Raw genomic sequence first — 22,629 nt, 5'->3', positions numbered from 1 at the left:
CGGCGTTGTTTTTGACACGAGACGGCGATCTTTCCCGGTAGCGCGCGGCTCGGCTGGGCTTTCCAAAACCCGCGCCGAGGATGGAGATCGCTGCCTCGTGTCGAAATGTGAGGTCAGACCTCAGGTTTGGACACGAACTCGCGATCATCCCCCGATCGCGGATGGCGCACCACCTACCCGGCCACCCACACCCGGCCCGGGTCAGCCGCCAAGATCGGCGTCTCGTGTCCAAAAGTGCGGCCACACCGCAGGTTGTGACACGAACCCGCGATCATCACCCCATCGCGGGCGGCCACCACCCGCCCGGCCGCCCACGCCCCGCCCCGCGCAGCGGCCAAGATCGGCGTCTGGTGTCCAAAAGTGCGGCCAGGCCCCACCTTGTGACACGAACCCGCGATCATCACCCCATCGCGGGCGGCCACTACCCGCCCGGCCGCCCACGCCCCGCCCCGCGCAGCGGCCAAGATCGCCGTCTCGTGTCGGAAGGTGGGGTCAGGCCGCAGGTTGTGACACGAGACGGCGATCTTCGGCCCGGCGGGCCGCGTGGGCGCCAGGGTCGGGCGTGGGTCAGGGGGTGGTGGGGTGGGTGTGGCGGAGGTAGAGGTGGGTGCCGTCGGTGAGGACGTGGGTGGGGGTGAGGCGGCGGGGGGGTGATGGGGGGCCGGCGACGATGCGGACGGAGCCGGGGCCGGCGAGGGTGGGGCTGACGGTGAGGCAGAGTTCGTCGACCAGGTCGGCGGCGACCAGGCCGCCGAGCAGGTGCGGGCCGCCCTCGCAGAGGATCTGGGTCAGGCCGCGGGCGGCGAGTTCGGCGACCATCACGGCGGGGTCGACCGACGAGTCGCCGCAGTCGATCACCTCGGCGTCGCCGGGGTAGTCGTGCGGCGCGGACGCGTAAGTGATCACGATCGGGCGCGCGGGTGGGTCGGTGAAGAACTTGGCCGGGACGTCGCCGGAGCGGGTCACCACGGCGAAACGCGGGTGCGGGGTAAGGCCGTGGGCCGTCCGCCACGCCTGGGCCTCGGCGTCGAGCAGGGTCGCGCCGTAGCCCTCGACGCGGATCGTGCCCGCGCCGACCAGGACCACGTCGGCCTGCATGCGCAGCCGCTTCATCAGGTCCTGGTCGGCGGGGCTGCCGAGCGCGCCGGAGCGGCCTTCCAGGGTGGCCGCCCCGTCCAGCGAGGTGATCATGTTGGCGCGCAGCAGCAGCCGGTCGGCGCGCGGGTACGCCGCGAGCAGCTGCTCGCCGTCCAGCTCGGCGGACGGTTGCGGCCACAGCCTGCGCATACGGGACCTCACATGTTGTGCACGGTGTAGGCGGGCTGCCGCCAGCCCAGGATGGCCTCGGTCATGTGCACGGCGTCCACGGATTCGCGCACGTTGTGCATGCGCACGATCCGGGCACCGAGCAGCACGCTGGTGACGGCCGCGGCGAGGCTGCCGGACAGGCGCTCGCCCTGGGGGCGGTTCAGCGTCTCGCCGACGAAGTCCTTGTTGGACACGGCGGCGAGCATCGGGTAGCCGACGGCGGCGATCTCGGGCAGGCGCCGGGTCAGCTCCAGCGTGTGGAACGTGTTCTTGTTCAGGTCGTGGCCCGGGTCGATGACGATCTGCTCGGGGCGCACCCCGCGGGACAGCGCGACCTCGACCCTCGACCGCAGGAACGCGGCGATCTCGCCCGCCACGTCGGCGTACTGCGGCTTCGGGTAGTGGGTGCGCGGCCGGGCCAGGCTGTGCGTGACGATCAGCTGGGTGTGCGGGCGGGCCGCGACCAGGTCGGCGAGCGCGGGGTCGTGCAGGCCGGTGGTGTCGTTGACGACGTGCGCACCGGCCTCCAGGCAGGCCTCGGCGACGTCGGCGCGGAACGTGTCGACGCTGACGACCAGGTGCGGGTGCCGCGCGACGGTGGCCTCCACCACCGGCAGCACCCGCTCCAGCTCGACGTCGCTGTGCACCTCGCCGCCGTCGGGCGAGAACTTCACCCCGCCGATGTCGATCCAGTCCGCGCCGGCGGCGGCCGCGGCATCCACTGCCGCGACCGCCGCGTCCAACGCGTAGGTGGCCCCCTTGTCGTAGAACGAGTCGGGGGTCCGGTTCACCACCGCCATGACCGCGACCTGGCGGTCGAAGTCGAACTCGCGTCCGGCGATGACCCGCTTCGGGGCGATCAGGTCGGGGATGAACATCAGGCGCCGCGCAGGACCGCGCCGAAGCGCTGCGCCGTGACCGCCACCGCCGCGTCCCGGGCCGCGACCGCCTCCTCGACGGTCAGGGTCCGGTCGGGCGCGCGGAAGGTCAGCTTGTACGCCAGCGAGCGCTGCCCCGCCCCGAGCTGCTCGGACGCGTACACGTCGAACAGCCGCACCGACTCCAGCAGCGGCCCGGCGCCCTCGGTGAGCGCCGCCTCGACCTGCCCGGCGGGCACGTCCGCGGACAGCACGAGCGCGACGTCGATGAGCGCGGGCGGGTACGTCGAGAACACCGGCGGCGGGGTCGGCCCCGGCAGCGGCACCGCGTCCAGGTCCAGCTCCATCGCGCAGGTGCGCTTGGGCAGGTCGAGCGCGGTGCAGACGGCCGGGTGCAGCTCGCCCGCGTAGCCGACGACGACGCCGTCCACGGTGATCGCCGCGCACCGGCCCGGGTGCCACGGCGCCTGCTCGGCCGCGCTGATGTCCACGGACGCGGCCGGGACCGCCGAGGCGGCCAGCACGTCGCGCGCCGCCTGGACCGCGTCGGACCACATGGCGGCGCGGCCGGGGCCCCACCAGCCGGAGCGCTCGTACTCGCCGGTCAGCACCACGGCCACGTGCCACGGCTGCGCGGGCACGGAGGCGTTGGCCTTCTCCCACAGCGCCGGGTCGGGACGGCCCGCCACCCCCATCACCGGCGGCACACCGGCCGCCGGGTCGGGCAGGAAGACCAGGCCCTGCTCGAACAGCGCGGCGTCGCGCTGGCCCCGGCCGACGTTGCGCTTGAGCGCGGCCAGCAGCGGCGGCAGCAGGCTGGTCCGCATGAACGGCTCCTCGTCCGACAGCGGGTTGGCCAGCCGCACCGCGTCGGTGGGCAGCCCCAGCGTAGACAGCGCGCTCGCGGCGACGAACGGGTACGACAGCACCTCGACGTAGCCCTGCTCGGCCAGGGTGCGGCCGACCGAGCGCTTGCGGCGCTGGGACGGGGTGAGGCCGTTGCCGGGCGGGGCGATCGGCAGCACGCTGGGCACCTTCTCGAAGCCGTCCAGCCGGACCACCTCCTCCACCAGGTCGGCGGGCTCGCGCAGGTCGGGCCGCCAGCTCGGGGTGATCACGTCGACGCGGTCGTCGTACACGGCCGTGTCGCAGCCGACCTCGGTGAGGATGTCGCCGATGCGGTCGACGGAGTAGTCCACGCCGATCAGCCGGGCGGGCTTGTCCGCCGCCATGCTGATCATCGTGGGCTCGCCGGGGTGGTTCAGGTCGAGGATCTCGTCGCCCGGCGTGCCGCCGCCGTACTCGACGAGCAGCTTGACGGCGCGGTCGATGGCGACCAGGCACAGCTCGCGGTCCACGCCGCGCTCCCAGCGCTTGGCGGCCTCGCTGAACAGCTTGTGCCGCCGCGCGGTGCGCCCGACCATCGTCGGGTCCCAGTGGGCGGCCTCGAACAGCACGTTGACCGTGCCGTCCACGACCTCGGAGGTCTGCCCGCCCATCACCGCGGCGAGCGAGATCGGGCCCGTGTCGTCGCAGATGACCATGTCCTCGGCGGACAGCACGCGGGCCTGGCCGTCGAGGGTGGTCAGCTTCTCGCCCTCGGTGGCGCGGCGCACCACGAGCCCGCCGGAGATGCGGTCGGCGTCGAAGGCGTGCATGGGCTGGCCGAGTTCGAGCATCACGTAGTTGGTGATGTCGATGGCGAGGCCGAGCGTACGCACACCGGCGGTGAGCAGGCGGCGGGCCATCCAGTCGGGGGTGGGCGCGGCCGGGTCGATGCCGCGTACCAGCCGGGCCGCGAAGCGGTCGCAGCCCTGCGTGTCCTGAATGGTCACCGGCCACGCGGGGGCCGCGGTCCCGGCCGGCGCGGGCGCCAGGCCGGGGTCGGTGAAGCGCGCGCCGAACGCGTGGCCGAGCTCGCGGGCCAGGCCGCGCACCGACATCTGGTATCCCCGGTCGGGGGTGACCGTGACGTGCACCTCGATGTCGTCCAGGCCGACCACCGGGCGCGCGTCGTCGCCCGGCTGCGCGGTGACCGACTCGGGCAGGATGATGATGCCGTCGTGGTCGCCGGACAGGCCCAGCTCGGCCGCGGAGCAGATCATGCCGTGCGAGTTGCGGCCGTAGGTCTTGCGCGCGCCGATGGCGAAGCCGCCGGGCAGCACGCCGCCGGGCAGGATCACCACGACCCGGTCGCCCACGGCGAAGTTCCGGGCGCCGCAGATGATCTCCTGCGGCGCGCCGGTGCCGTTGGCCTGGCCGACGTCCACCGTGCAGAACCGGATCGGCTTCTTGAACTCGGTCAGCTCCTCGATGGTCAGCACCTTGCCGACGACGAGGGAGCCCTGCACCGAGTGGCGCTGGTCGGCGATCTCCTCGACCTCGATGCCGAGGTTGTTCAGGGCGAGGTCCAGCTCGGCCTCGGTGAGGTCAGCGGGCAGCGCGACGTGCTCCCGCAGCCAGGACAGTCCGACCTTCATGGTCAGTGCACCTCCATGCCGAACGCGCGGGAGAACCGCACATCGCCTTCGATCATTTCCCGCATGTCGCTCAGGCCGTTGCGGAACATCAGGGTCCGCTCGATGCCCATGCCGAACGCGAAGCCGGAGTACTCCTCCGGGTCGATCCCGCACGCGCGCAGCACGTTCGGGTTGACCATGCCGCAGCCGCCCCACTCGACCCAGCGCGGGCCGTCGCGGTGCTCGGCGAACCACACGTCGAACTCGGCCGACGGCTCGGTGAACGGGAAGTAGTGCGGCCGCCAGCGGGTCCGCGCGTCGGCCCCGAACATCGCCTTCGCGAAGTGGTCCAGCGTGCCCTTCAGGTGGGCCATGGTGATGCCCTTGTCCACCACCAGGCCCTCGACCTGGTGGAAGACCGGCGAGTGGGTCGCGTCCAGTTCGTCGGTGCGGTACACCCTGCCCGGCACCACGATGTAGATCGGGGGCTTGCGCGTCAGCATCGTCCGCGCCTGCACCGGCGAGGTGTGGGTACGCAGCACCAGGCCGGACTCGGTCGCACCGGTGCTCGACTCGGCGGCCTTCACCCAGAAGGTGTCCATCAGGCCGCGCGCCGGGTGGTCGGGCGAGATGTTGAGCGCGTCGAAGTTCGCCCACTCCAGCTCGACCTCGGGGCCCTCGGCGATCTCGTATCCCATGCCGACGAACAGGTCGCCGACCCGCTCCATCAGCGTGGTCAGCGGGTGCCGGGCGCCGCGGGGGCGGCGGTCCCAGGGCAGGGTGACGTCGACGGTCTCGGTCTCCAGCACGCGCTGGGCCTGCTCGGCCTCCAGCACCACGAGACGGGCGTCGTAGGCGGCCTGGATCGCGGTGCGGGCCTCGTTGACGCGCTTGCCCGCGTCGGCCTTCGCGGCCGGCGGCAGCGCGCCGATCTCGCGGCGGGCCAGCGACACCGGCGAGCGGTCACCCAGGTGCGCGACCTTCTGCGCGGCGAGCGCGTCCAGGTCGGTGGCGTCCGCGAAGGCCTTGTCCGCGGCGGCGACGGCGTCGTCGAGCGCGGCCGGATCGAGCATCGCGGCCTGCTTGGGGTCGTACGGATCGTGACGGTATGTCATCAGAACTCCAGATCGGCAACCGGAACAGTCTAGGCAATGGGCCAGGACGGGCACGCGCGGCTTCGCCGCAGCCCACCGGTGCGATCGGAGAGGAAGAGCTGAACGCGCGTCAGTTCCGCCGCCCGCCACCGGCGGGCTGGCTAAAGGAACGGCGCCTCATCGTTCGCTCCCTCTCGGACGGGTTCTCGCCGCGAGCATACCGCGCGGCGCTCAGCGCTCGCGGCCCGGTTATCGGGAGCGCTGGGCGCGGGCGGAGGCGTAGAGGCAGACGGCCGCGGCGGCGGCGAGGTTGAGCGACTCGGCGCGGCCGTGGATGGGCACGCGCACCGCGGCGTCGGCGGCGTCGCGCAGCTCGTCGGGCAGGCCGTGCGCCTCGGAGCCGAACAGCCACGCGGTGGGCTGCGCGAGGGAGCCGTCGTCGAGCAGGTCGTCGAGGTCGGTCGCGCCGTAGCCGGAGGTGGCCAGGGTGCGCAGGCCCGCCCCGCGCAGCGCGGCGAGGGCGGCGGTGGCGTCGGGGGCGCGTACCACGTCGAGGTGGAACAGGCTGCCCGCGGAGGCGCGTACGCACTTGGGGTTGTACGGGTCGACGGCGTCCCCGGCGAACACCACCGCGGTCGCGCCCGCGGCGTCGGCGGTGCGCAGGATGGTGCCGGCGTTGCCCGGGTCGCGGATCTCGACGGCGACCGCGACCAGCTTCGGCCGGCTGGCCAGCGCCGCGTCGAGCGGGACGTCGCGCAGGTCGCAGACGGCGATGACGCCCTGCGGGGTGACCGTGTCGGCGAGCGCGGCCATCGCGTCGTCGGTGACGACGGAGAAGTGCGCGCTGCTCGCGCCGTGCAGCAGGTCGCGGTGGCGGCGGCGGCCGTCCTCGGTGACGAAGATGTCGCGTACCGCACCGGCGGCCAGCGCCTCGCGGACGGCCTGCGGGCCCTCGGCGAGGAAGCGCCCGGCCTTCTCGCGGTCGCGGCGGCGGTGGAGCTTGGATGCGGCAACGACCCGGGGAGTCCGCTGCGTGAACAGCGGGTCCCCGGGTCGCTGGAAGTGCTGCGTCACCGACGGGCTCAGGCGGCCTGCGCCTCGGCGACGGCCTTCTTGGCCACCGCGACGATGCCGGCGAACGCCGCCTCGTCGTTCACGGCCAGGTCGGCGAGGATCTTGCGGTCGACCTCGACACCCGCGAGCTTGAGGCCCTGGATGAGGCGGTTGTACGTCATGCCGTTGGCACGAGCGCCCGCGTTGATGCGGGTGATCCACAGCTGCCGGAAGTCGCCCTTGCGGTCCTTGCGGTCGCGGTAGGCGTACTGCATCGAGTGGAGGATCTGCTCCTTCGCCTTGCGGTACAGGCGGGAGCGCTGGCCGCGGTAACCGCTGGCGGCCTCGAGCAGGGTACGGCGCTTCTTCTGGGCGTTGACCGCCCGCTTGACGCGTGCCATATCAGCTTCTCCTTAAAGGTTTCCGTCTAAAAGGCGCGCGTCAGCGGCCGAGCATCTTCTTGATGCGCTTCACGTCGGCCTTGGCCACCTCGACGGTGCCCGTCAGCCGGCGGGTGCGCCGGGAGGACTTGACCTCCAGCAGGTGGCGCTTGCCGGCCTGCTCCTTAACGATCTTGCCGGAGCCGGTCACCTTGACCCGCTTGGCCATGCCGCTGTGGTTCTTCATCTTCGGCATCGGAAGTTCTCCCCTACAGAATCTCGCCGCACGGCGGGGGCCGCGCGGCAGGTGCCCAAATCGAGCGTCGTCAGGCCTGGGCCGAGGGCTCGGCCACGGCCTCTTCGGCCTCCGCACCGGTGCCCTCGTCGCCCTTGCGGCCGACGGCGGCCTTCGTGCTGCGATGCGGCGCAAGCACCATGATCATGTTTCGCCCGTCCTGCTTCGCCGACGACTCGACGAATCCGACCTCGGCGACCTCCTCCTCCAGCTTGCGCAGGAGGCGGAAGCCCAGCTCCGGGCGGCTCTGCTCGCGACCGCGGAACATGATGGTCACCTTGACCTTGTCTCCGGCCTTGAGGAACCGCACGACGTGACCCTTCTTGGTCTCGTAGTCGTGCGAGTCGATCTTCGGACGGAGCTTCATCTCCTTGATGACCGTCTGCTGCTGGTTACGCCGGGCTTCCCTGGCCTTGAGCGCGCTCTCGTACTTGAACTTGCCGAAGTCCATGAGCTTGCAGACCGGCGGGCGTGCCATGGGCGCAACCTCAACCAGATCCAGATCGACATCCGCGGCCAGCTGCAGGGCGCGCTCCAGCGGGACGATGCCCACCTGCTCACCCTCCGGGCCGACCAGTCGGACCTCACGCGCCCGGATCTGATCGTTGATGCGTGGCTCGACGCTGATGTGGCCTCCTCAAATCGTGTTCCGCGCCACCGGTAGGCGCCGGTGACGCGCTTGGCGTCAGACCAAAAGCAGAAGGCCCAGGCGACAGCCTGGGCCCGCTCGACCGGTCTGGGTGCACGCCAAGTGCACGACCCGAATGGAGGACGGGAAAGTCCTTCACCAGGTGACCGGACCCGGCTCGCTCAGGGCGATCGGGTGGGAGCAGGCGCTCCGCTTGCCTCCGACTCCGCCGGACCGCACACAGGGCGCGCTCACGGGTGTCGGAAAGGTCGACTCGAAAAGATTACCACAACCCCTGCTTGCGCCCGGCAGGGCGGGAGGGTATGCCGTCAGCCCGCCACCGGCTCCGCCGCCCGCGCCGCGGCGTGCAGCGCTCGCAGCGACTGCACCGCGGCCACCGCGTGCGCCCGGTCCACGGCCTGCACGGCGAGCACCGACACGGTGTCGTCGTTCTCCAGCTCCAGGCTCAGCCACGGCTGGTTGCGCTCGAATGCGATCTTGCGCACAGCGCCCCACGGCAGCTCGTACCCGCCGATGATGTTGCGGACCTTGATGCCCACGGCGTCGGCCTCCACGCGGGGCCGGGCCACCGCCATGATGCCCAGCGCGAACACCACCCCGAGCGCGATCATGGCGAACTGGTCGCCCTTGCGGAACACGCCCTCGCCGACCTCGGTCAGCGCGGTGCCGATCACCGCGAACAGCACCACCACCGCCACCGCGGCGCCGATGCACACCCGCCGCGTACGCAGGGGCCGGAAACTGACGTGCTGTCCCTCGCTGCTCACGCCGACGAGTCTGCCACGGGCGGCGGTGACGGCCTCCACCGCCACCGCCGCGCAGGCGCGTCACACACAGTTGGGGAACCGGGCGCCCGCCAGGTTGCAGTTCGTGCCGGGCACCCGCGTGCCGAACCGGTCGAAGTAGCGCAGGTTCCAGGTGGAGCCGGTGTCGCGCAGCACGCCGTAGCCGTACCGGTCCACCGTGATCAGCTCGCCGATGGGCACTCCGTCCACGAGCCCGCCGATCAGCGCGCCGTCCTGCCACGTCTGCTGGTCCAGCTCGGTGCCCGACGAGCCCACCACCACCTGCGGCGGGCGGTGGAACTGGGCGCTCGCGTCGAAGGTGAGCAGCTGGTAGAGGTGGATGTGACCGGACAGGACCAGGTTGATCCGGCGGTCCAGGATGCCGAGGCTGGTCCCGGCCACCGCGCCGGACAGCAGCTCGTCGACCCATACCGGGTTGCCGGCGGGGGTGACCCCGCGCACCGCCCAGATGGGCGCGTGGCTGAGCAGGAAGTCGTCCCCCGCCTGCACGAGGCTGTTGTTGATCTGGTTGAACTGCGCCGTGTAGCGGGCCTCCCGCGGCGCGTGGGCGCAGGTCGGCGGCGTGGCGTCGTCGGAGGCGCAGGAGGTGTCCATGAGCAGCAGGCCGAGCGTGCCCGCGTCGATGCGCTCCGGCGGGCTGAAGTCCTCCGGGCTCTGCGCGTTGCAGGCGGTCAGGCTCGGCGTGCTCGCCAGGTAGCGGAACCACACCTCGCCCGAGCGGCGGCACGTCTCGTGGTTGCCGCGGACGAACACGAACGGCGCCTGCGCCAGCAGCCGGGACGCCGGCTGGAAGAAGTCGGTGACCAGGCAGCCCCACGTGTGCAGGCTGGGGCTGATGCCGGTCGCGCCGCACAGCGGCGGCGGGTTCGGGCCGGGCCGGGAGCGGTAGATGTAGTCGCCGAGGTGCACGACCAGGTTCGGCGGCACCGGGTCCGTCGCGGCGCTGTTCGCGACGCGCCGGAAGGGCCAGTCCTGCGGCTGCGCGCAGTCCTGCGCCGTGCCCGTGGCGGGGATGCGGCAGCCGGTGTCGCCGATCAGCGCGATGTTCTGCGGCTGTCTGGTGGCCGAGCCGGGCTGGGTCCAGTTCGGCAGCGGGACGTCGCCGTTGGCGCTCGGGCGGACCGGGACCGGGCTGGTCGTGGCGTCGATCCGGGCGGCGGTGGCGTCGGCGGCGATCCGCCGCGTGCAGAGCGTGGCGGTGGTGGGATAGAGCGCCACCGTGCTCTCCTGCACCATCTGGTGCCGCACCGACTGCGTGCCGGTGGTGACCACCAGGATCGGGCAGGTGCTCTCCGGCGTGGCGAACCTGACCTGCGCGCCGCCCGGAATCAGCTGGGTCCAGGCCCAGGCCTCACGCGGGGGCGCCCCCGGCGGCTGCGTCGGCGGCGGGGTCGGCGGCGGTGAGCCGTAACCACCGCCGTCTCCGCGTCCCCCGCCGGACGGACCGCCCACCGCGGCTCCCGCGACCGTGACGGACGCGAGAGCCGCCGCTACCAGCAGCCCCGCTACGGCACTGAGCCGCACGACATGACGATGTTGCACGCTGTTCCCCCTTGCGGTCCGAGCACCGCTCGAAGTTTCTGCGAGGTTCAGACCTCATAGGGCGTTTGGCCCTCTTGAGACCCTAGTGGCGAGTTTGTGGCGATTTCGGGGTTTCCGCAGATGGGAGTCACCGCGGATGAGGCGGCTTGTCCTGGTGGCGTGGATCTTCGGCGGGGCGGGCTCGGTCAGCAACGGCCCGATGCCGAGGAATGGGAACGGCCGGACCACGTCGCACGTGGTCCGGCCGGAGGTGGAGCGAGCGGCCCGCTAGGGCGCGGTGTTACAGGCGGCAGGCGTGGATGTCGGTGACCAGGATGGCGCGGGCGCCGAGGTCGTACAGCTCGTCCATGATCCGGTGCACGTCGGTGCGCTGGACCATCGCCTGCACGGCGACCCAGCCCTCGCGGTGCAGCGGGGACACCGTCGGCGACTCGATGCCGGGGGTCAGCGCGACCGCGCTCTCCAGCCGGTCGGCGCGCACGTCGTAGGCCAGCATCACGTACCGGCGAGCGACCAGCACGCCCTGCAGGCGGCGCAGCAGCTGGGCCACGGCGCCGTTGCGCTCGCCCTCGGGCCGCCCCACCAGCACCGCCTCGGAGACCAGGATCGGCTCGCCGATCGGCACCAGCCCGGCCTGCCGCAGCGTGCCGCCGGTGGCGACCACGTCGGCGATGACGTCGGCCACCCCGAGCCGCACCGCGTTCTCCACGGCGCCGTCGAGCTTGACCACGTCGGCCTTGATCTCGTGCTCGATCAGGAAGCGCTCGACCACGCCCGGGTACGCCGTGGCGACGCGCCGCCCGGCCAGGTCGGCGATGTCGCGCACCGTCTCCGGCGGGGCCGCGAACCGGAACGTGGCCGGCGCGAACCCCAGCGGCAGCAGCTCGGTCACCGGCGCCCCGGAGTCCACCAGCAGATCCTGCCCGGTGATCCCCAGATCGAGATCCCCCGACCCGACATACACCGCGATGTCCCGCGGCCGCAGATAGAAGAACTCGACGTCGTTGTCAGCATCCATGCAGACCAGGTCGCGGTCGTCCCCGCGCTGGCGATACCCCGCCTCCCGCAGCATGTCGGAGGCGGGCTTGGACAGGGTGCCCTTGTTGGGCACGGCAATACGCAGCATTTCCTCTTCGACTCGTCTCTGTGATCAACCAATGTTGATCATGAAGTTATGGACACGACACACCGTCGAACACGTCCATAAGTTCATGATCAACCCGACAAAGGGCGGGTGCGGGATCACAGATGTCGGTAGACGTCCTTGAGGGTGAGGTTGGAGGCGAGCATCAGGACCTGGGTCTGGTAGAGGAGCTGGGAGATCTCCTCGGCGGCGCGGTCGGGGCCCTCATGCTCGGCGGCCATCCACGACTCGGCGGCCTCCTCGACCACCTTCTTGCCGACCGCGTGCACGCCTGCGGAGACCGCCTTGACCGTGCCGGAGGTCGGGTCACCAGCGGCCACCTTGGCCTGCAGCTCCTCGAACAGCTCCTCGAACGTCTTCACGCGGGTCATTCTGCCCGATCGGTCCCGGACCGCCCCCGCCCACCCGGCCCGCGCGGCACATGCTGGGACGACGCATCGGCGAGGAGCATGGAGGGATGACCGAACACATGCTTGCCGTACGCCAGGACAGCCTCGGCGGGCCCGAGGTGCTCCGCGTCGCCGAGGTGGCCCGCCCCTCCCCCGGCCCGACCGAGGTGCTGGTGCGGGTGCACGCGGCCGGGGTGAACCCGGTGGACTGGAAGGTGCGCCGCCGCGGCGGCGCCTTCGGCGAACCGCCGTTCACGGTGGGCTGGGACGTGTCGGGGGAGGTCGCGGCGATCGGCGCCGGGGTGACCCGGTTCGCGGTCGGCGACGAGGTGTTCGGCATGCCCCGCTTCCCGATGGCGGCGGGCGCGTACGCGCAGTACGTGACGTCACCGTCCCGGCAGCTCGCGCGCAAGCCCGCCGGGCTGGACCACGTGCACGCCGCCGCGCTGCCGCTGGCCGCGCTGACCGCCTGGCAGGCGCTGGTGGACACGGCTCGGGTCGCCGAGGGGCAGCGGGTGCTGGTGCACGCCGCGGCGGGCGGCGTCGGGCACCTGGCGGTGCAGATCGCCAAGGCGCGCGGGGCGTACGTCATCGGCACCGCCCGCGCCGAGAAGCACGACCTGCTGCGCGAGCTGGGCGTGGACGAGCCGGTCGACTACACCGCGGTCGACTTCGCGCAGGCCGTCAAGGACGTGGACGTGGTGCTCGACACCGTCGGCGGCGACTACGAGGACCGCTCGCTGCGCACCCTGCGCCCCGGCGGCATCCTGGTGGGCATCCTCAACGCGGGCAGCGCGGCGGAGACCGCCGCCAAGGCGCAGGCACTCGGCGTACGCGGCACGGGCATGCTGGTCGAGCCGGATCATACCGGGCTGGAGCAGATCGCCGCGCTGGTCGAGGCGGGCCTGCTGCGCCCGCTGGTGGCCGCGACGTTCCCGCTGGCCGAGGCAGCTCAGGCCCACGAGCTGGGCGAGGCCGGGCGTACCACCGGCAAAATCGTCCTCACCGTCCCGCAGGACTGAGCCGAGCCTGCCACGGCAGCGCGTGGCAGGCTCCGCTCAGCGGACGGCGGTCACTTCACGGTGACCGTGTGGTTGTCGACGAACATCCGCGAGCTGTCGTTCTCGGAGATGTCGAAGACCTCGATCACGTACGTGCCCGGGGTCAGGGACATCGGCACCTTCGCCTCGCCCTGGGCCGGGCCGCCCGCGGACAGGGTGATGAAGCCCTCCTTCACCACCGTCGTGCCCTTGCGGATCTCGTAGTTCATGGTGGCCTCGAAGACCATGCCCGCCACGTGCAGCGTGAAGTCGCGCGGCACGGTCGCGCCGTGCTGCGGGTCGATCAGCCACACCGGCAGCAGCACGTCCACCGCCGGGGCCCGCCGCTGCGGGTCGCGGGTGTCGACGTGGCCCCACAGCTCGTCCACCTGGCGGCCGTCCAGGTGGATCCGCACCGCGGGCTTGCCGCTGGCCGCCGTGGCGGTCCAGACCAGCTGCTGCACGGCCTGGTTCGCGCCGAACGATCCGGCCTCGCCGTTGACGGCCGCGCCGGACAGGTCGACGGTGACCGTGTCCCCGCTGACGCTGACCCCGCGCACCCGGGCGCTCGCGGGCCACAGGCTCGCGTAGTCCGGGTCGTAGGCGGTGCGCCCGTCGAGCATCTCGGTGACCGCGGCCCGGGTGCGCGCCGCGGGCGAGCCGTCCCCGACCGGCAGCTTGTGGAACTCGCGGACCAGCTTCGGATCGCCCCGGTCGTTCGCCAGGTAGTAGATCGCCAGCGCGCCGGACGCGCCGGCGGTCGGGCCGCCGGGTTCGGTGGTGGCGCCCGGCGCCGTGGTGGCCGGTGCCGTCGAGCCCGACGGCGCCGCTGACCCCGTGGGGTCCGGTGAGGGTGTGGTGGGGGTGCAGGCGGCCGACAACGCGACGAGCGCGAGCGGGACCAGCACGCGGAGCCTCAGCGCAGACATACCTCAGGTGTACGTCCACCTGGGGAAGGTCACCACCGGCCGATCAGCTCACGCCGAAACCCGTCACCGCCCCGTGTTCGCCGATCAGCCGAGCGAGCGCAGCGTGACGGCGGCGTCCAGCGCGGCGTAGACGCTGGCCCAGCCCTTGTCCTCACCGGAGTCGGGCAGCCCGGCGCGGTCCCGGGCCTGCTCGACGGTGTTCACCGTGAGCACGCCCTGGGCGACGGGGGTGCCCTCGTCCAGCGCCACCCGGGTCAGGCCCTCGGTCACCGACTTGCACACGTAGTCGAAGTGGGCGGTGTCGCCGCGGATGACCACGCCCAGCGCCACCACCGCGTCGTGCCGGCGGGCCAGCGCCTGCGCCACAACGGGCAGCTCGACCGAGCCGGCCACGTGCGCGACCTGCACGTCGGTGACGCCGCACGCCTTCGCGGCGGCCTGCGCCCGGTCCAGCATCTGCTCGACCAGGTCGGCGTGCCAGCGGGTGGCGACGATGCCCAGGCTCAGCCCGGACGCGTCCACGGTGGTCAGTTCGGGGGCGCCGTGACCGGCCATCAGCTCAGCCCTTCCAGGTCGTCCAGCTCGGACAGGTCCAGCTCGTGGCCCATCCGGTCGCGCTTGGTGCGCAGGTAGCGCAGGTTCTCCGGGTGCGGGCGGATCGGCAGCGCCTCGCGGCCGACCACCTTCAGGCCGTACCCCTCCAGCCCGGCGCGCTTGGCCGGGTTGTTGGTGAGCAGGCGCATGGTGCGCACGCCGAGGTCGTACAGGATCTGCGCGCCGGTGCCGTAGTCCCGGGCGTCGGCGGGCAGGCCCAGGTCGAGGTTCGCGTCGACGGTGTCCCGGCCGCCGTCCTGCAGCTGGTAGGCCTGGAGCTTGTGCAGCAGGCCGATGCCGCGGCCCTCGTGCCCGCGCACGTAGAGCACCACGCCCCGGCCCTCCTCGGCCACCCGGCGCAGCGCGGCGTGCAGCTGCGGGCCGCAGTCGCAGCGCACCGAGCCGAACACGTCGCCGGTCAGGCACTCCGAGTGCACCCGGACCAGCACCTCCTGGCCGTCGCCGATCTCGCCGTACACCATCGCGATGTGCTCGGCGTTGTCGTGCGTGGCGTGGTAGCCGACCGCGGTGAACTCGCCGAACTCGGTGGGCAGGCGGGCCTCGGCGACCCGGGTCACCAGCTGCTCGGTGCGCCGCCGGTAGGCGATCAGGTCGGCGATGCTGACCAGCACCAGCTCGTGCTCGGCGGAGAAGCGCTGCAGGTCGGGCAGGCGCATCATGGTGCCGTCGTCGTTCACCAGCTCGCACAGCACCCCGGCGGGGCGCAGCCCGGCCAGCACGGCCAGGTCCACGGCGGCCTCGGTGTGGCCGGGACGGCGCAGCACGCCGCCGGACTTGGCCCGCAGCGGCACCACGTGACCGGGGCGGGCAAGGTCGGTGGGCTTGGTGTGCGCGTCGCCGAGCAGGCGCAGGGTGCGGGCCCGGTCGGCGGCGGAGATGCCGGTCGACACCCCTTCGCGGGCGTCGACGGTCACGCAGTACGCGGTGCCGCGCCGGTCCTGGTTGGTGTAGTACATCGGCGGCAGCTCGAGCCGGTCCGCCTCGTCCTCGGTGATCGCCACGCAGATGTAGCCCGAGGTGTGCCGCACGGTGAACGCGACCAGCTCCTGGGTGGCCAGCTCGGCGGCGAAGATGAGGTCGCCCTCGTTCTCGCGGTCCTCGTCGTCCACCACGACGACCGGCTTGCCGGCCTTGATCGCGGCGATCGCGTCCTCGATCGTGTTCAGCGTCATCAGTTCGCTCCCCGCTGCGCCGCGACCAGCTTCTCCACGTACTTGGCGATCACGTCGACCTCCAGGTTCACCAGGGCGCCGGGCTGCTTGCGGCCGAGCGTGGTGAGCTCCAGGGTGGTCGGGATCAGGCTCACCGTGAACGAGTCGTCGTCGACCGCGACCACGGTCAGCGAGATGCCGTCGACGGTGATGGACCCCTTCTCCACGATGTACCGGGACAGGCCCGCTGGGAGTGAGATCCGGACATCCTCCCAGCCGCCGCCGGGCTGCTTCGAGACGACCGTGCCCACGCCGTCCACGTGGCCCTGCACGATGTGGCCGCCCAGCCGGGTCGCGGCGGTGACCGCGCGCTCCAGGTTCACCCGCTCGCCGGGGGCCAGCGAGCCGAGCGAGCTGCGGTCGAAGGTCTCCTTCATGACCTCGGTCCGGAAGGTGTCGCCCTCGGTCTCGATCACGGTCAGGCAGACGCCGTTGACCGCGATGGAGTCGCCGTGATTGGCGTCCGAGACCACCAGCGGCCCCCGCACGGTGACCACCGCGCCGTCGCCCTGCCAGTCGACGCGCACGACCTCGCCGAGCTCTTCCACGATGCCGGTGAACACTCGTTCCTCCTCGTGCGCCGGCCGCGTGGGAAGCGCCCGGCTCCGGTCACAGGTTGCCGCTGTCCGCGCTCGCGCGCGGCCGTGCGGTCAGGCGCAGATCCGGCCCGATCCGGTCAACATCTAACACTTCCAGATCGATGGCGTCGGTGATGGTTGTCACCCCGGCTCCGACCAGTGCCGCCGGGCCGTCGCCGAGCAGCTTGGGCGCGACGTACGAGACGATCAGGTCGACCAGGCCCGCGGCCAGGAAGGCACCGGCCAGCCGGGGGCCGCCCTCCAGCAGCACGCTGCGGATGCCCCGGTGGTGCAGCTCGCTGAGCACCGCCTTGAGGTCCACCCGGCCCGACTCGTCGCTGCCCAGCAGCGCGGAGGTGGCGATCAGGGTGGGCGCGGCGCCGTCACGCACCCGGGCGTCGGCGGGCGTACGCCCCTCCGAGTCGATCACGACGCGCAGCGGCTGCCGGATGGCCAGGCTGCCCGTGCGCAGGTCACGGGTGGTGAGCCGGGGGTCGTCGGCGAGCACGGTGCCGACGCCGATCATGATCGCGTCGACGGTGCCGCGCAGCCGGTGCACGTCCATCCGGGCCGCCTCGGACGTGATCCACATGCTGGTGCCGTCGGAAGCGGCGGCCCGGCCGTCCAGGGTCGAGGCGGTCTTCCAGATCACGTACGGCCGCCCCCGGCGCACCGAGGTCAGCCAGGCGATGTTGCCCTGCTCCGCCTCGGACCGGCGCACCCCGGTGATCACTTCGACGCCCGCGTCGCGCAGCGTCTGCTCGCCGCCCGCGGCCAGCGGGTTGGGGTCCTCTACCGCGATCACCACGCGGGACACCCCGGCCCGGATCAGCGCCTGCACGCACGGGCCGGTGCGGCCGGTGTGGTTGCACGGCTCCAGCGTGACCACGGCGGTGCCGCCCCGGGCCTTCTCCCCGGCCTGGGCCAGCGCCACGATCTCGGCGTGCGGGCCGCCCGCGTACACGTGGAAGCCCTCGCCCACGACCTGGCCCGCGGCGTCCAGCAGCACGCAGCCCACCACCGGGTTGGGGCTGGTGGTGCCGAGACCCCGCGCGGCGAGCTCGATCGCCCGCGCCATCGCCTTGTCCTCGGCCGGACTGACCGCGGGTTGCTGCCCCATGCCGATTCGTCCTCCCTGCGTTCACGCGGCCGGCACGCTCTGGCCACCGGCGGCAAGTCTGTCACGCGGGCGGCGGCGCCTCGGCGGCGGTGTCGCTCTCTGTGACGCGCTGCTGGGGCAGGGACGGGCGGTCCGAGCGCTGGTCGATGGCCACGTAGTTGCCGTGGTGCTTCTTGGCCGCCGACTTCATCTCCGAGGCCACCGCCACCACCTCGCTGGGATGGCCGAAGGCGCGGCTGGTGGACAGGGCCACGCCGATGGACAGGGTCACCATGTTGACCTCGTGCACCTTGCCGCGGCGGTCGACCACCTCCATGTAGCCGCGCGCCGAGTCGACCGGGTCGTAGAGCGCGTCGGTGGCCTTCTGGAAGTCGTAGATCGCCCGGGTGGTGATCTCCTGCAGCTGTGAGGGGTGGCACACCACCACGAAGTCGTCGCCGCCCACATGGCCCAGGAACGCGGGCGGCAGCCCCGCCGCGACCGTGGCCCGGCGCATCGCGCGCGCCAGGGCGCTGATGAACAGATCGCCCCGGCCGAAGCCGTACACGTCGTTGACGCTCTTGAAGCGGTCGATGTCGACGTAGCAGACGGCGTAGTCGTCGCCCGCCTTCAGCCGGTCGGCGATCTCCCGCAGGATGCGGGTGTTGCCGGCCAGCCCGGTCAGCGGCGACACCTCCCGCGCCTCCTGGTTGCGGCGCAGCGTGGCGCGCACCCGGGCGATCAGCTCGGAGGTGTCGAACGGCTTGACGATGTAGTCGTCCGCCCCCGCCGCCAGGCCCGCCACCTTGTCCGAGGTGAGCGCCTTCGCGGTGAGCACGATGATGGGCAGCGCGGTGACCATCGGGTCGGCCCGCAGCCGCCGGGTCAGCTCCAGGCCGTCCATCTCCGGCATCATCAGGTCGACCAGCGCCAGGTCGGGCCGCTGATGCTCCAGCAGGGCCAGCGCCTCCGCGCCGCTGTGCGCGCTCATCACGTCGAACCCGTGCAGGCGCAGGTTGACCTCCACCACCCGCACGATGTCGGGGTCGTCGTCGACGACCAGGATCACCTCGGCGTGGCCGGCTGCCTGCGGGTCTATGGTCAAACTGTCGTGCCCCCACTGTCCGATGTGGCCTGCCGGACGAGTGCCGCCTCGGCCAGAGCACGCAGTTTACGACAGGCCTCCGCGGGATCGTGGGCGCCGTACACCGCCGTCCCGGCGACGAACGCGTCCGCCCCGGCCAGCGCCGCCTGCTCGATGGTGGCGTCGGCGATGCCGCCGTCCACCTCGATGCGGATGTCCAGGTGGCCCGCGTTCGCGTGGCGGCGCGCGAGCCGCACCTTGTCCAGCAGCTCCGGCATGAACGCCTGGCCGCCGAAGCCCGCCTTGATCGTCATCACCAGCAGCGTGTCGAAGTGCGGCAGCAGCTCCAGGTACGGCTCGATCGGGGTGTCCCGGTCGATCGCCAGCCCGGCCTTCGTGCCCGCCGCGCGCAGGTCCTTGGCCAGCGCCACCGGGTCGTCGCACGCCTCGGCGTGGAAGGTGACGTTGTACGCCCCCAGCTCCGCGTACGCCGGCGCCCAGCGGACCGGGTCCTCGATCATCAGGTGGCAGTCGAACGGGATGTCGGTGGCCCGGCGCAGGCTCTCCACCACCGGCGGCCCGATGGTCAGGTTGGGCACGAAGTGGTTGTCCATCACGTCCACGTGCAGCCAGTCCGCGGCGCCGCGCACCGCTCGCGCCTCCTCGGCCAGGCGCGCGAAGTCGGCGGCGAGGATGCTGGGGGCGATGATGAGATCCGCAGTCACGCGATCAGCTTACGAAGCGTGAGCCGGTCCTGACTCGGTCGGTCCCCCTACCGCCGTCGGACGACGGGAGGGGCGGGTTCGGCCGGTTGAGCCGATGCGCCGTGACACAGGTCAGCCGTTACGCCAGGCCAGTCCGCCCGCCGGGTGGTGGTGCCCCGCGCGGCAGGCAACTTCTGGGTTGCCTTCGCAACACAGGGGTTGCCTGCCGCAGCGGCGGTGTTCAGGCGTTGCGGCGCAGCAGCGCGATGAACATCGCGTCTGTGCCGTGCTTGTGCGGCCACAGCTGCACGGTCGGGCCGTCGCCGAGGCCGGGCATCCCGGCGGGCAGCACCTCGCGGGCGTCGACGAAGTCCACGTCGAAGCCGCCCCGGCGCACCGCCTCCGACACGCTCACCTTGGTCTCGACCAGGTGCGGCGAGCACGTGACGTACGCCACCAGGCCACCGGGGCGCACCGCGCGCAGCGCCGCGCCGAGCAGCTCGCGCTGCAGCTTGGTCAGCGGCGGCAGGTCGGAGGGCTGGCGGCGCCAGCGGGACTCCGGCCGGCGGCGCAGCGAGCCCAGGCCGGTGCAGGGCGCGTCGACCAGGACCCGGTCGAAGCCGCCCGCCGGCAGGTCGTGGTCGGTGCCGACGCTGCGCCCGTCGGCGCACAGCACCGTGGCGGGCATGCCGCGCACCGCGGCCTCGACCATGCGCGCGCGGTGCTCGGTCACCTCGACCGCGGTCAGGTGCGCGCCGCGCTGCGCGGCCAGCGCCGCGAGCAGGCCCGCCTTGCCGCCCGGCCCGGCGCACAGGTCGAGCCAGCGCTCGTCGCGGCCGTCCAGCGGCGCCTGCGCCAGGGCCGTGGCGACCAGCTGGCTGCCCTCGTCCTGCACGTGCGCCCGGCCGGTCTTGATCTCGACCAGCTCGCCGGGCGAACCGCCGCCGAGGTAGACGGCGTACGGCGAGAACGCGCCGGGCATCCCGCCCACCGTGTCGGCCAGCTCGACCGCGTCGGCCCGGCCCGGCCGCGCGCACAGGTGCACCTCGGGCCGCTCGTTGTCGGCGGCCAGCAGGCGCTCCGTCTCGGCCAGGTCACCGCCGAGCGCCTCCCGGAAGGCGCGGACGATCCACTCCGGATGGTGCTGGGTCACCGCCAGGTGCCCCACCGGGTCCTCCTGCTCGGCCGGGGCCACCTTGGCCAGCCAGGCGTCCAGGTCGTGCTCGGCGATGCGGCGCATCACCGCGTTGGCGAACCCGGCCGCGCCCGGCGCCACCGAGTGCACCAGGTCCACCGTGGACGCCACCGCGGCGTGCGCGGGCACCCGGGTGTGCAGCAGCTGGTACGCCCCCAGGCGCAGCGCGTCGCGGGCCGGCGGGTCGATGCGGGACACGTCCCGGTCGGCGGCCGACTCGATGATCCGGTCGAGGGTGCCCCGGGCCCGCAGCGTGCCGTAGGTCAGCTCGGTCGCGAACGCCGCGTCCCGGCCGAACAGCCCGGCCTCGCGGAGCAGCCCCGGCAGCACCAGGTTGGCGTACGCGTCATCCCGATGCACCGCCAGCAGCGCCTGGTACGCCGTCATCCGGGCCGGGTCGTGCGCGGGCCGCCCGGCACGCGGGCCGCGCCCGCCGCGGGCGTCACGGTCGTGGTGGCGCGGCTTGGCCGCACCGGAACTGCTACCACCGCGGAACGAAGTCACGAGAAGCTGTCCTCACCGTCGACCCGCACCCCGCGGGCCCAGTCCACCGCCGACATGGCCTTCTTGCCCGCCGCGCGCACCTCGCCCAGCTCCACCGGGGTGGTGGCGCTGCCGACCAGCACCCGGCGCTTCTCCACCAGCAGGTCACCCGGCTTGAGCGTAGGCGCGTCGGTGACCGGCAGCACCGGCCCGAGCTTGATCCGCTCGCCACGGAACGTGGTCCACGCACCCGGCGCGGGCGTCGTGGCGCGCACCCGGCGGTCCACCGCGAACGCGGGCTCGTCCCAGCGCACCTCGGCGTCCTCGACCGTGATCTTCGGGGCCAGGGTGATCCCGTCCTCCGGCTGCGGCACAGCCCGCGCCGCACCGGAGCCGATCGCGTCGAGCACCGCGACCAGCAGGTCCGCACCGCTCACCGCGAGGCGCTCCAGCAGGTCGCCGGAGGTGTCGCGGGGGCGGATCGCCTCGGTCAGCGTGCCGAACACCGGGCCCGTGTCCAGGCCCGCCTCCAGCTGGAACACCGACGCGCCGGTGATCTCGTCGCCCTTCCAGACCGAGTGCTGCACCGGAGCCGCGCCACGCCACGCGGGCAGCAGCGAGAAGTGCAGGTTCACCCAGCCGTGCACCGGGATCTCCAGAGCCGCCGGGGGCACCAGGGCTCCGTACGCGACCACCGGCACGCAGTCCGGGGCCAGCTCGCGCAGGCGGTCCAGGAACTCCGGCTCGCGCGGGCGCTGCGGGGTGAGCACCTCGATGCCGCGCTCGTCGGCCCAGGCGCCCGCCTGCGAGCGGACCAGGTGCCGCCCCCGGCCCGACGGGGCGTCCGGGCGGGTGACCACGGCCAGCAGCTCGTGGCCGGACTTCTCGATCGCGTCGAGAGAGGGCACCGCCACCTCGGGCGTGCCGGCGAAGACCAGGCGCATCAGCTCACCGCCCCAGGCCGAACGGGCTCGCGGCGTGCGGGGACACCTTCACCACGGTCTTGGTGGGGTCGTACCAGTCGGCCCGGCGGATGTCACGCAGCGCCGTCTTCCGCGCCTGGGTGTCCAGCCGGTCGATGAAGATCACGCCGTCGAGGTGGTCGGTCTCGTGCTGGATGCAGCGCGACATCAGGCCGGTGCCGACGATCTGCAGCGGGTCGCCGGACTCGTTGAAGCCCTTGGCGATCACGTTCTTGCGGCGCTTGGTGTCGTAGTAGAGCCCCGGCACGGACAGGCAGCCCTCGTCGCCGTCCATCTCCTCCTCGTCGGGGAAGTGGAGCACCGGGTTGATCAGGTGCCCGAGCACGTCGTCCACGTCGAAGCTGAACACCCGCAGGCCCACGCCGATCTGCGGCGCGGCCAGCCCGACTCCGCCGGCGTCGCGCATGGTCTCGGTAAGGTCGCGCACCAGCATGCGCAGTTCCTTGTCGAAGGTGACCACCTCGTCGGCGGGGGTGCGCAGCACCGGATCCCCGAAGAGTCGGATCGCTTGGACGGTCACAGGGGTTCGTCTCCTCGGCTGTCGTACGAAGGGCAGTGCTGATCAGTCTACGGAGTGCCCCGTACCCGACCGCACGATCGGTCCCCCGCCACAGACTTTGTCCCCTTTTCGACTCCCAACGTCACACCCCACCCCGATCACACGGTCCCCTTCCCCGCAAGATCGCCCGACTTGCCTGGCACACGGGCGAA

23 protein-coding genes are annotated in these 22,629 nt (G+C 72.6%); 1 reads left to right on the top strand and 22 read right to left on the bottom strand.

Annotation, left to right across the window (positions count from 1 at the left end):
* Nucleotides 1-567 precede the first annotated feature (567 nt).
* The 12 genes from Cba03nite_RS38410 to Cba03nite_RS38355 all read right to left on the bottom strand — a co-directional run bounded on the left by Cba03nite_RS38410 (nucleotide 568) and on the right by Cba03nite_RS38355 (nucleotide 11,970).
* Nucleotides 568-1,287: a pyrimidine reductase family protein gene (locus Cba03nite_RS38410; protein ID WP_203757297.1), complete on the bottom strand. Its 720-nt coding sequence runs from the start codon at nucleotides 1,285-1,287 to the stop codon at nucleotides 568-570.
* 8 nt (nucleotides 1,288-1,295) lie between these two features.
* Entirely contained in the window at nucleotides 1,296-2,186 is an 891-nt protein-coding gene (folP, locus tag Cba03nite_RS38405; protein ID WP_203757295.1) for a dihydropteroate synthase, read from the bottom strand.
* Entirely contained in the window at nucleotides 2,186-4,666 is a 2,481-nt protein-coding gene (gene pheT, locus Cba03nite_RS38400) for a phenylalanine--tRNA ligase subunit beta (protein ID WP_203757293.1), read from the bottom strand. The genes folP and pheT overlap by 1 nt, the downstream gene beginning before the upstream one ends.
* Before the next feature lie 2 nt (nucleotides 4,667-4,668).
* A complete protein-coding gene (pheS, locus tag Cba03nite_RS38395) occupies nucleotides 4,669-5,760 on the bottom strand; it encodes a phenylalanine--tRNA ligase subunit alpha (RefSeq protein ID WP_203757291.1) in 1,092 nt (363 codons plus the stop codon).
* A 228-nt stretch (nucleotides 5,761-5,988) separates the two neighbouring features.
* Nucleotides 5,989-6,813 carry a TrmH family RNA methyltransferase gene (locus tag Cba03nite_RS38390; RefSeq protein WP_239126338.1) on the bottom strand — a complete coding sequence of 275 codons (825 nt, stop codon included), beginning with the start codon at nucleotides 6,811-6,813 and terminating at the stop codon, nucleotides 5,989-5,991.
* Between the two features lie 8 nt (nucleotides 6,814-6,821).
* On the bottom strand, nucleotides 6,822-7,193 hold the full coding sequence (gene rplT / locus Cba03nite_RS38385) for a 50S ribosomal protein L20 (RefSeq protein WP_120320125.1): 372 nt from the start codon (nucleotides 7,191-7,193) through the stop codon (nucleotides 6,822-6,824).
* 40 nt (nucleotides 7,194-7,233) lie between these two features.
* Nucleotides 7,234-7,428: a 50S ribosomal protein L35 gene (gene rpmI, locus Cba03nite_RS38380; RefSeq protein WP_203757289.1), complete on the bottom strand. Its 195-nt coding sequence runs from the start codon at nucleotides 7,426-7,428 to the stop codon at nucleotides 7,234-7,236.
* A gap of 70 nt (nucleotides 7,429-7,498) precedes the next feature.
* On the bottom strand, nucleotides 7,499-8,077 hold the full coding sequence (gene infC / locus Cba03nite_RS38375; RefSeq protein WP_203757302.1) for a translation initiation factor IF-3: 579 nt from the start codon (nucleotides 8,075-8,077) through the stop codon (nucleotides 7,499-7,501).
* A 347-nt stretch (nucleotides 8,078-8,424) separates the two neighbouring features.
* Nucleotides 8,425-8,883: a PH domain-containing protein gene (locus tag Cba03nite_RS38370; protein WP_203757288.1), complete on the bottom strand. Its 459-nt coding sequence runs from the start codon at nucleotides 8,881-8,883 to the stop codon at nucleotides 8,425-8,427.
* Nucleotides 8,884-8,943: 60 nt separating this feature from the next.
* Nucleotides 8,944-10,446: a metallophosphoesterase family protein gene (locus Cba03nite_RS38365; RefSeq protein ID WP_203757287.1), complete on the bottom strand. Its 1,503-nt coding sequence runs from the start codon at nucleotides 10,444-10,446 to the stop codon at nucleotides 8,944-8,946.
* A 298-nt stretch (nucleotides 10,447-10,744) separates the two neighbouring features.
* Entirely contained in the window at nucleotides 10,745-11,590 is an 846-nt protein-coding gene (gene hisG, locus Cba03nite_RS38360) for an ATP phosphoribosyltransferase (protein ID WP_203757286.1), read from the bottom strand.
* A 116-nt stretch (nucleotides 11,591-11,706) separates the two neighbouring features.
* Nucleotides 11,707-11,970, bottom strand: a complete 264-nt coding sequence (locus tag Cba03nite_RS38355; protein WP_275411645.1) for a phosphoribosyl-ATP diphosphatase — start codon at nucleotides 11,968-11,970, stop codon at nucleotides 11,707-11,709.
* Between the two features lie 95 nt (nucleotides 11,971-12,065).
* Here Cba03nite_RS38355 and Cba03nite_RS38350 point away from each other — a divergent pair, with 95 nt between their 5' ends.
* Nucleotides 12,066-13,019: an NADP-dependent oxidoreductase gene (locus Cba03nite_RS38350; protein WP_239126337.1), complete on the top strand. Its 954-nt coding sequence runs from the start codon at nucleotides 12,066-12,068 to the stop codon at nucleotides 13,017-13,019.
* Nucleotides 13,020-13,069: 50 nt separating this feature from the next.
* On the opposite strand, the gene Cba03nite_RS38345 is transcribed toward Cba03nite_RS38350, so the two are convergent.
* The 10 genes from Cba03nite_RS38345 to def form a co-directional block, all read right to left on the bottom strand.
* Nucleotides 13,070-13,966 carry a GerMN domain-containing protein gene (locus tag Cba03nite_RS38345; RefSeq protein WP_203757284.1) on the bottom strand — a complete coding sequence of 299 codons (897 nt, stop codon included), beginning with the start codon at nucleotides 13,964-13,966 and terminating at the stop codon, nucleotides 13,070-13,072.
* A gap of 84 nt (nucleotides 13,967-14,050) precedes the next feature.
* Complete coding sequence (gene ribH, locus Cba03nite_RS38340) at nucleotides 14,051-14,521, bottom strand: 6,7-dimethyl-8-ribityllumazine synthase (protein ID WP_203757282.1); 471 nt, start codon at nucleotides 14,519-14,521, stop codon at nucleotides 14,051-14,053.
* A complete protein-coding gene (locus Cba03nite_RS38335; protein ID WP_203757280.1) occupies nucleotides 14,521-15,753 on the bottom strand; it encodes a bifunctional 3,4-dihydroxy-2-butanone-4-phosphate synthase/GTP cyclohydrolase II in 1,233 nt (410 codons plus the stop codon). The genes ribH and Cba03nite_RS38335 overlap by 1 nt, the downstream gene beginning before the upstream one ends.
* Nucleotides 15,753-16,355 carry a riboflavin synthase gene (locus Cba03nite_RS38330; RefSeq protein ID WP_203757278.1) on the bottom strand — a complete coding sequence of 201 codons (603 nt, stop codon included), beginning with the start codon at nucleotides 16,353-16,355 and terminating at the stop codon, nucleotides 15,753-15,755. The genes Cba03nite_RS38335 and Cba03nite_RS38330 overlap by 1 nt, the downstream gene beginning before the upstream one ends.
* A gap of 46 nt (nucleotides 16,356-16,401) precedes the next feature.
* Nucleotides 16,402-17,490, bottom strand: a complete 1,089-nt coding sequence (ribD, locus tag Cba03nite_RS38325) for a bifunctional diaminohydroxyphosphoribosylaminopyrimidine deaminase/5-amino-6-(5-phosphoribosylamino)uracil reductase RibD (protein ID WP_203757276.1) — start codon at nucleotides 17,488-17,490, stop codon at nucleotides 16,402-16,404.
* A 61-nt stretch (nucleotides 17,491-17,551) separates the two neighbouring features.
* Entirely contained in the window at nucleotides 17,552-18,568 is a 1,017-nt protein-coding gene (locus Cba03nite_RS38320; protein ID WP_203757300.1) for a GGDEF domain-containing response regulator, read from the bottom strand.
* A gap of 2 nt (nucleotides 18,569-18,570) precedes the next feature.
* A complete protein-coding gene (gene rpe / locus Cba03nite_RS38315) occupies nucleotides 18,571-19,278 on the bottom strand; it encodes a ribulose-phosphate 3-epimerase (protein WP_203757274.1) in 708 nt (235 codons plus the stop codon).
* A 220-nt stretch (nucleotides 19,279-19,498) separates the two neighbouring features.
* Nucleotides 19,499-20,956 carry an RsmB/NOP family class I SAM-dependent RNA methyltransferase gene (locus Cba03nite_RS38310; protein WP_239126336.1) on the bottom strand — a complete coding sequence of 486 codons (1,458 nt, stop codon included), beginning with the start codon at nucleotides 20,954-20,956 and terminating at the stop codon, nucleotides 19,499-19,501.
* Nucleotides 20,953-21,879, bottom strand: coding sequence for a methionyl-tRNA formyltransferase (gene fmt, locus Cba03nite_RS38305; protein WP_203757272.1), 927 nt, complete (start codon nucleotides 21,877-21,879; stop codon nucleotides 20,953-20,955). The genes Cba03nite_RS38310 and fmt overlap by 4 nt, the downstream gene beginning before the upstream one ends.
* Nucleotides 21,880-21,883: 4 nt before the next feature.
* On the bottom strand, nucleotides 21,884-22,438 hold the full coding sequence (gene def / locus Cba03nite_RS38300) for a peptide deformylase (protein ID WP_203757270.1): 555 nt from the start codon (nucleotides 22,436-22,438) through the stop codon (nucleotides 21,884-21,886).
* Nucleotides 22,439-22,629: the final 191 nt, after the last annotated feature.

Origin of the sequence: Catellatospora bangladeshensis, assembly GCF_016862575.1 — a bacterium.
GTDB classification, from domain to species: domain Bacteria; phylum Actinomycetota; class Actinomycetes; order Mycobacteriales; family Micromonosporaceae; genus Catellatospora; species Catellatospora bangladeshensis.
The sequence above is the reverse complement of the archived record's forward strand: the minus strand, read 5'-3'. Positions and strand labels throughout refer to the sequence as shown.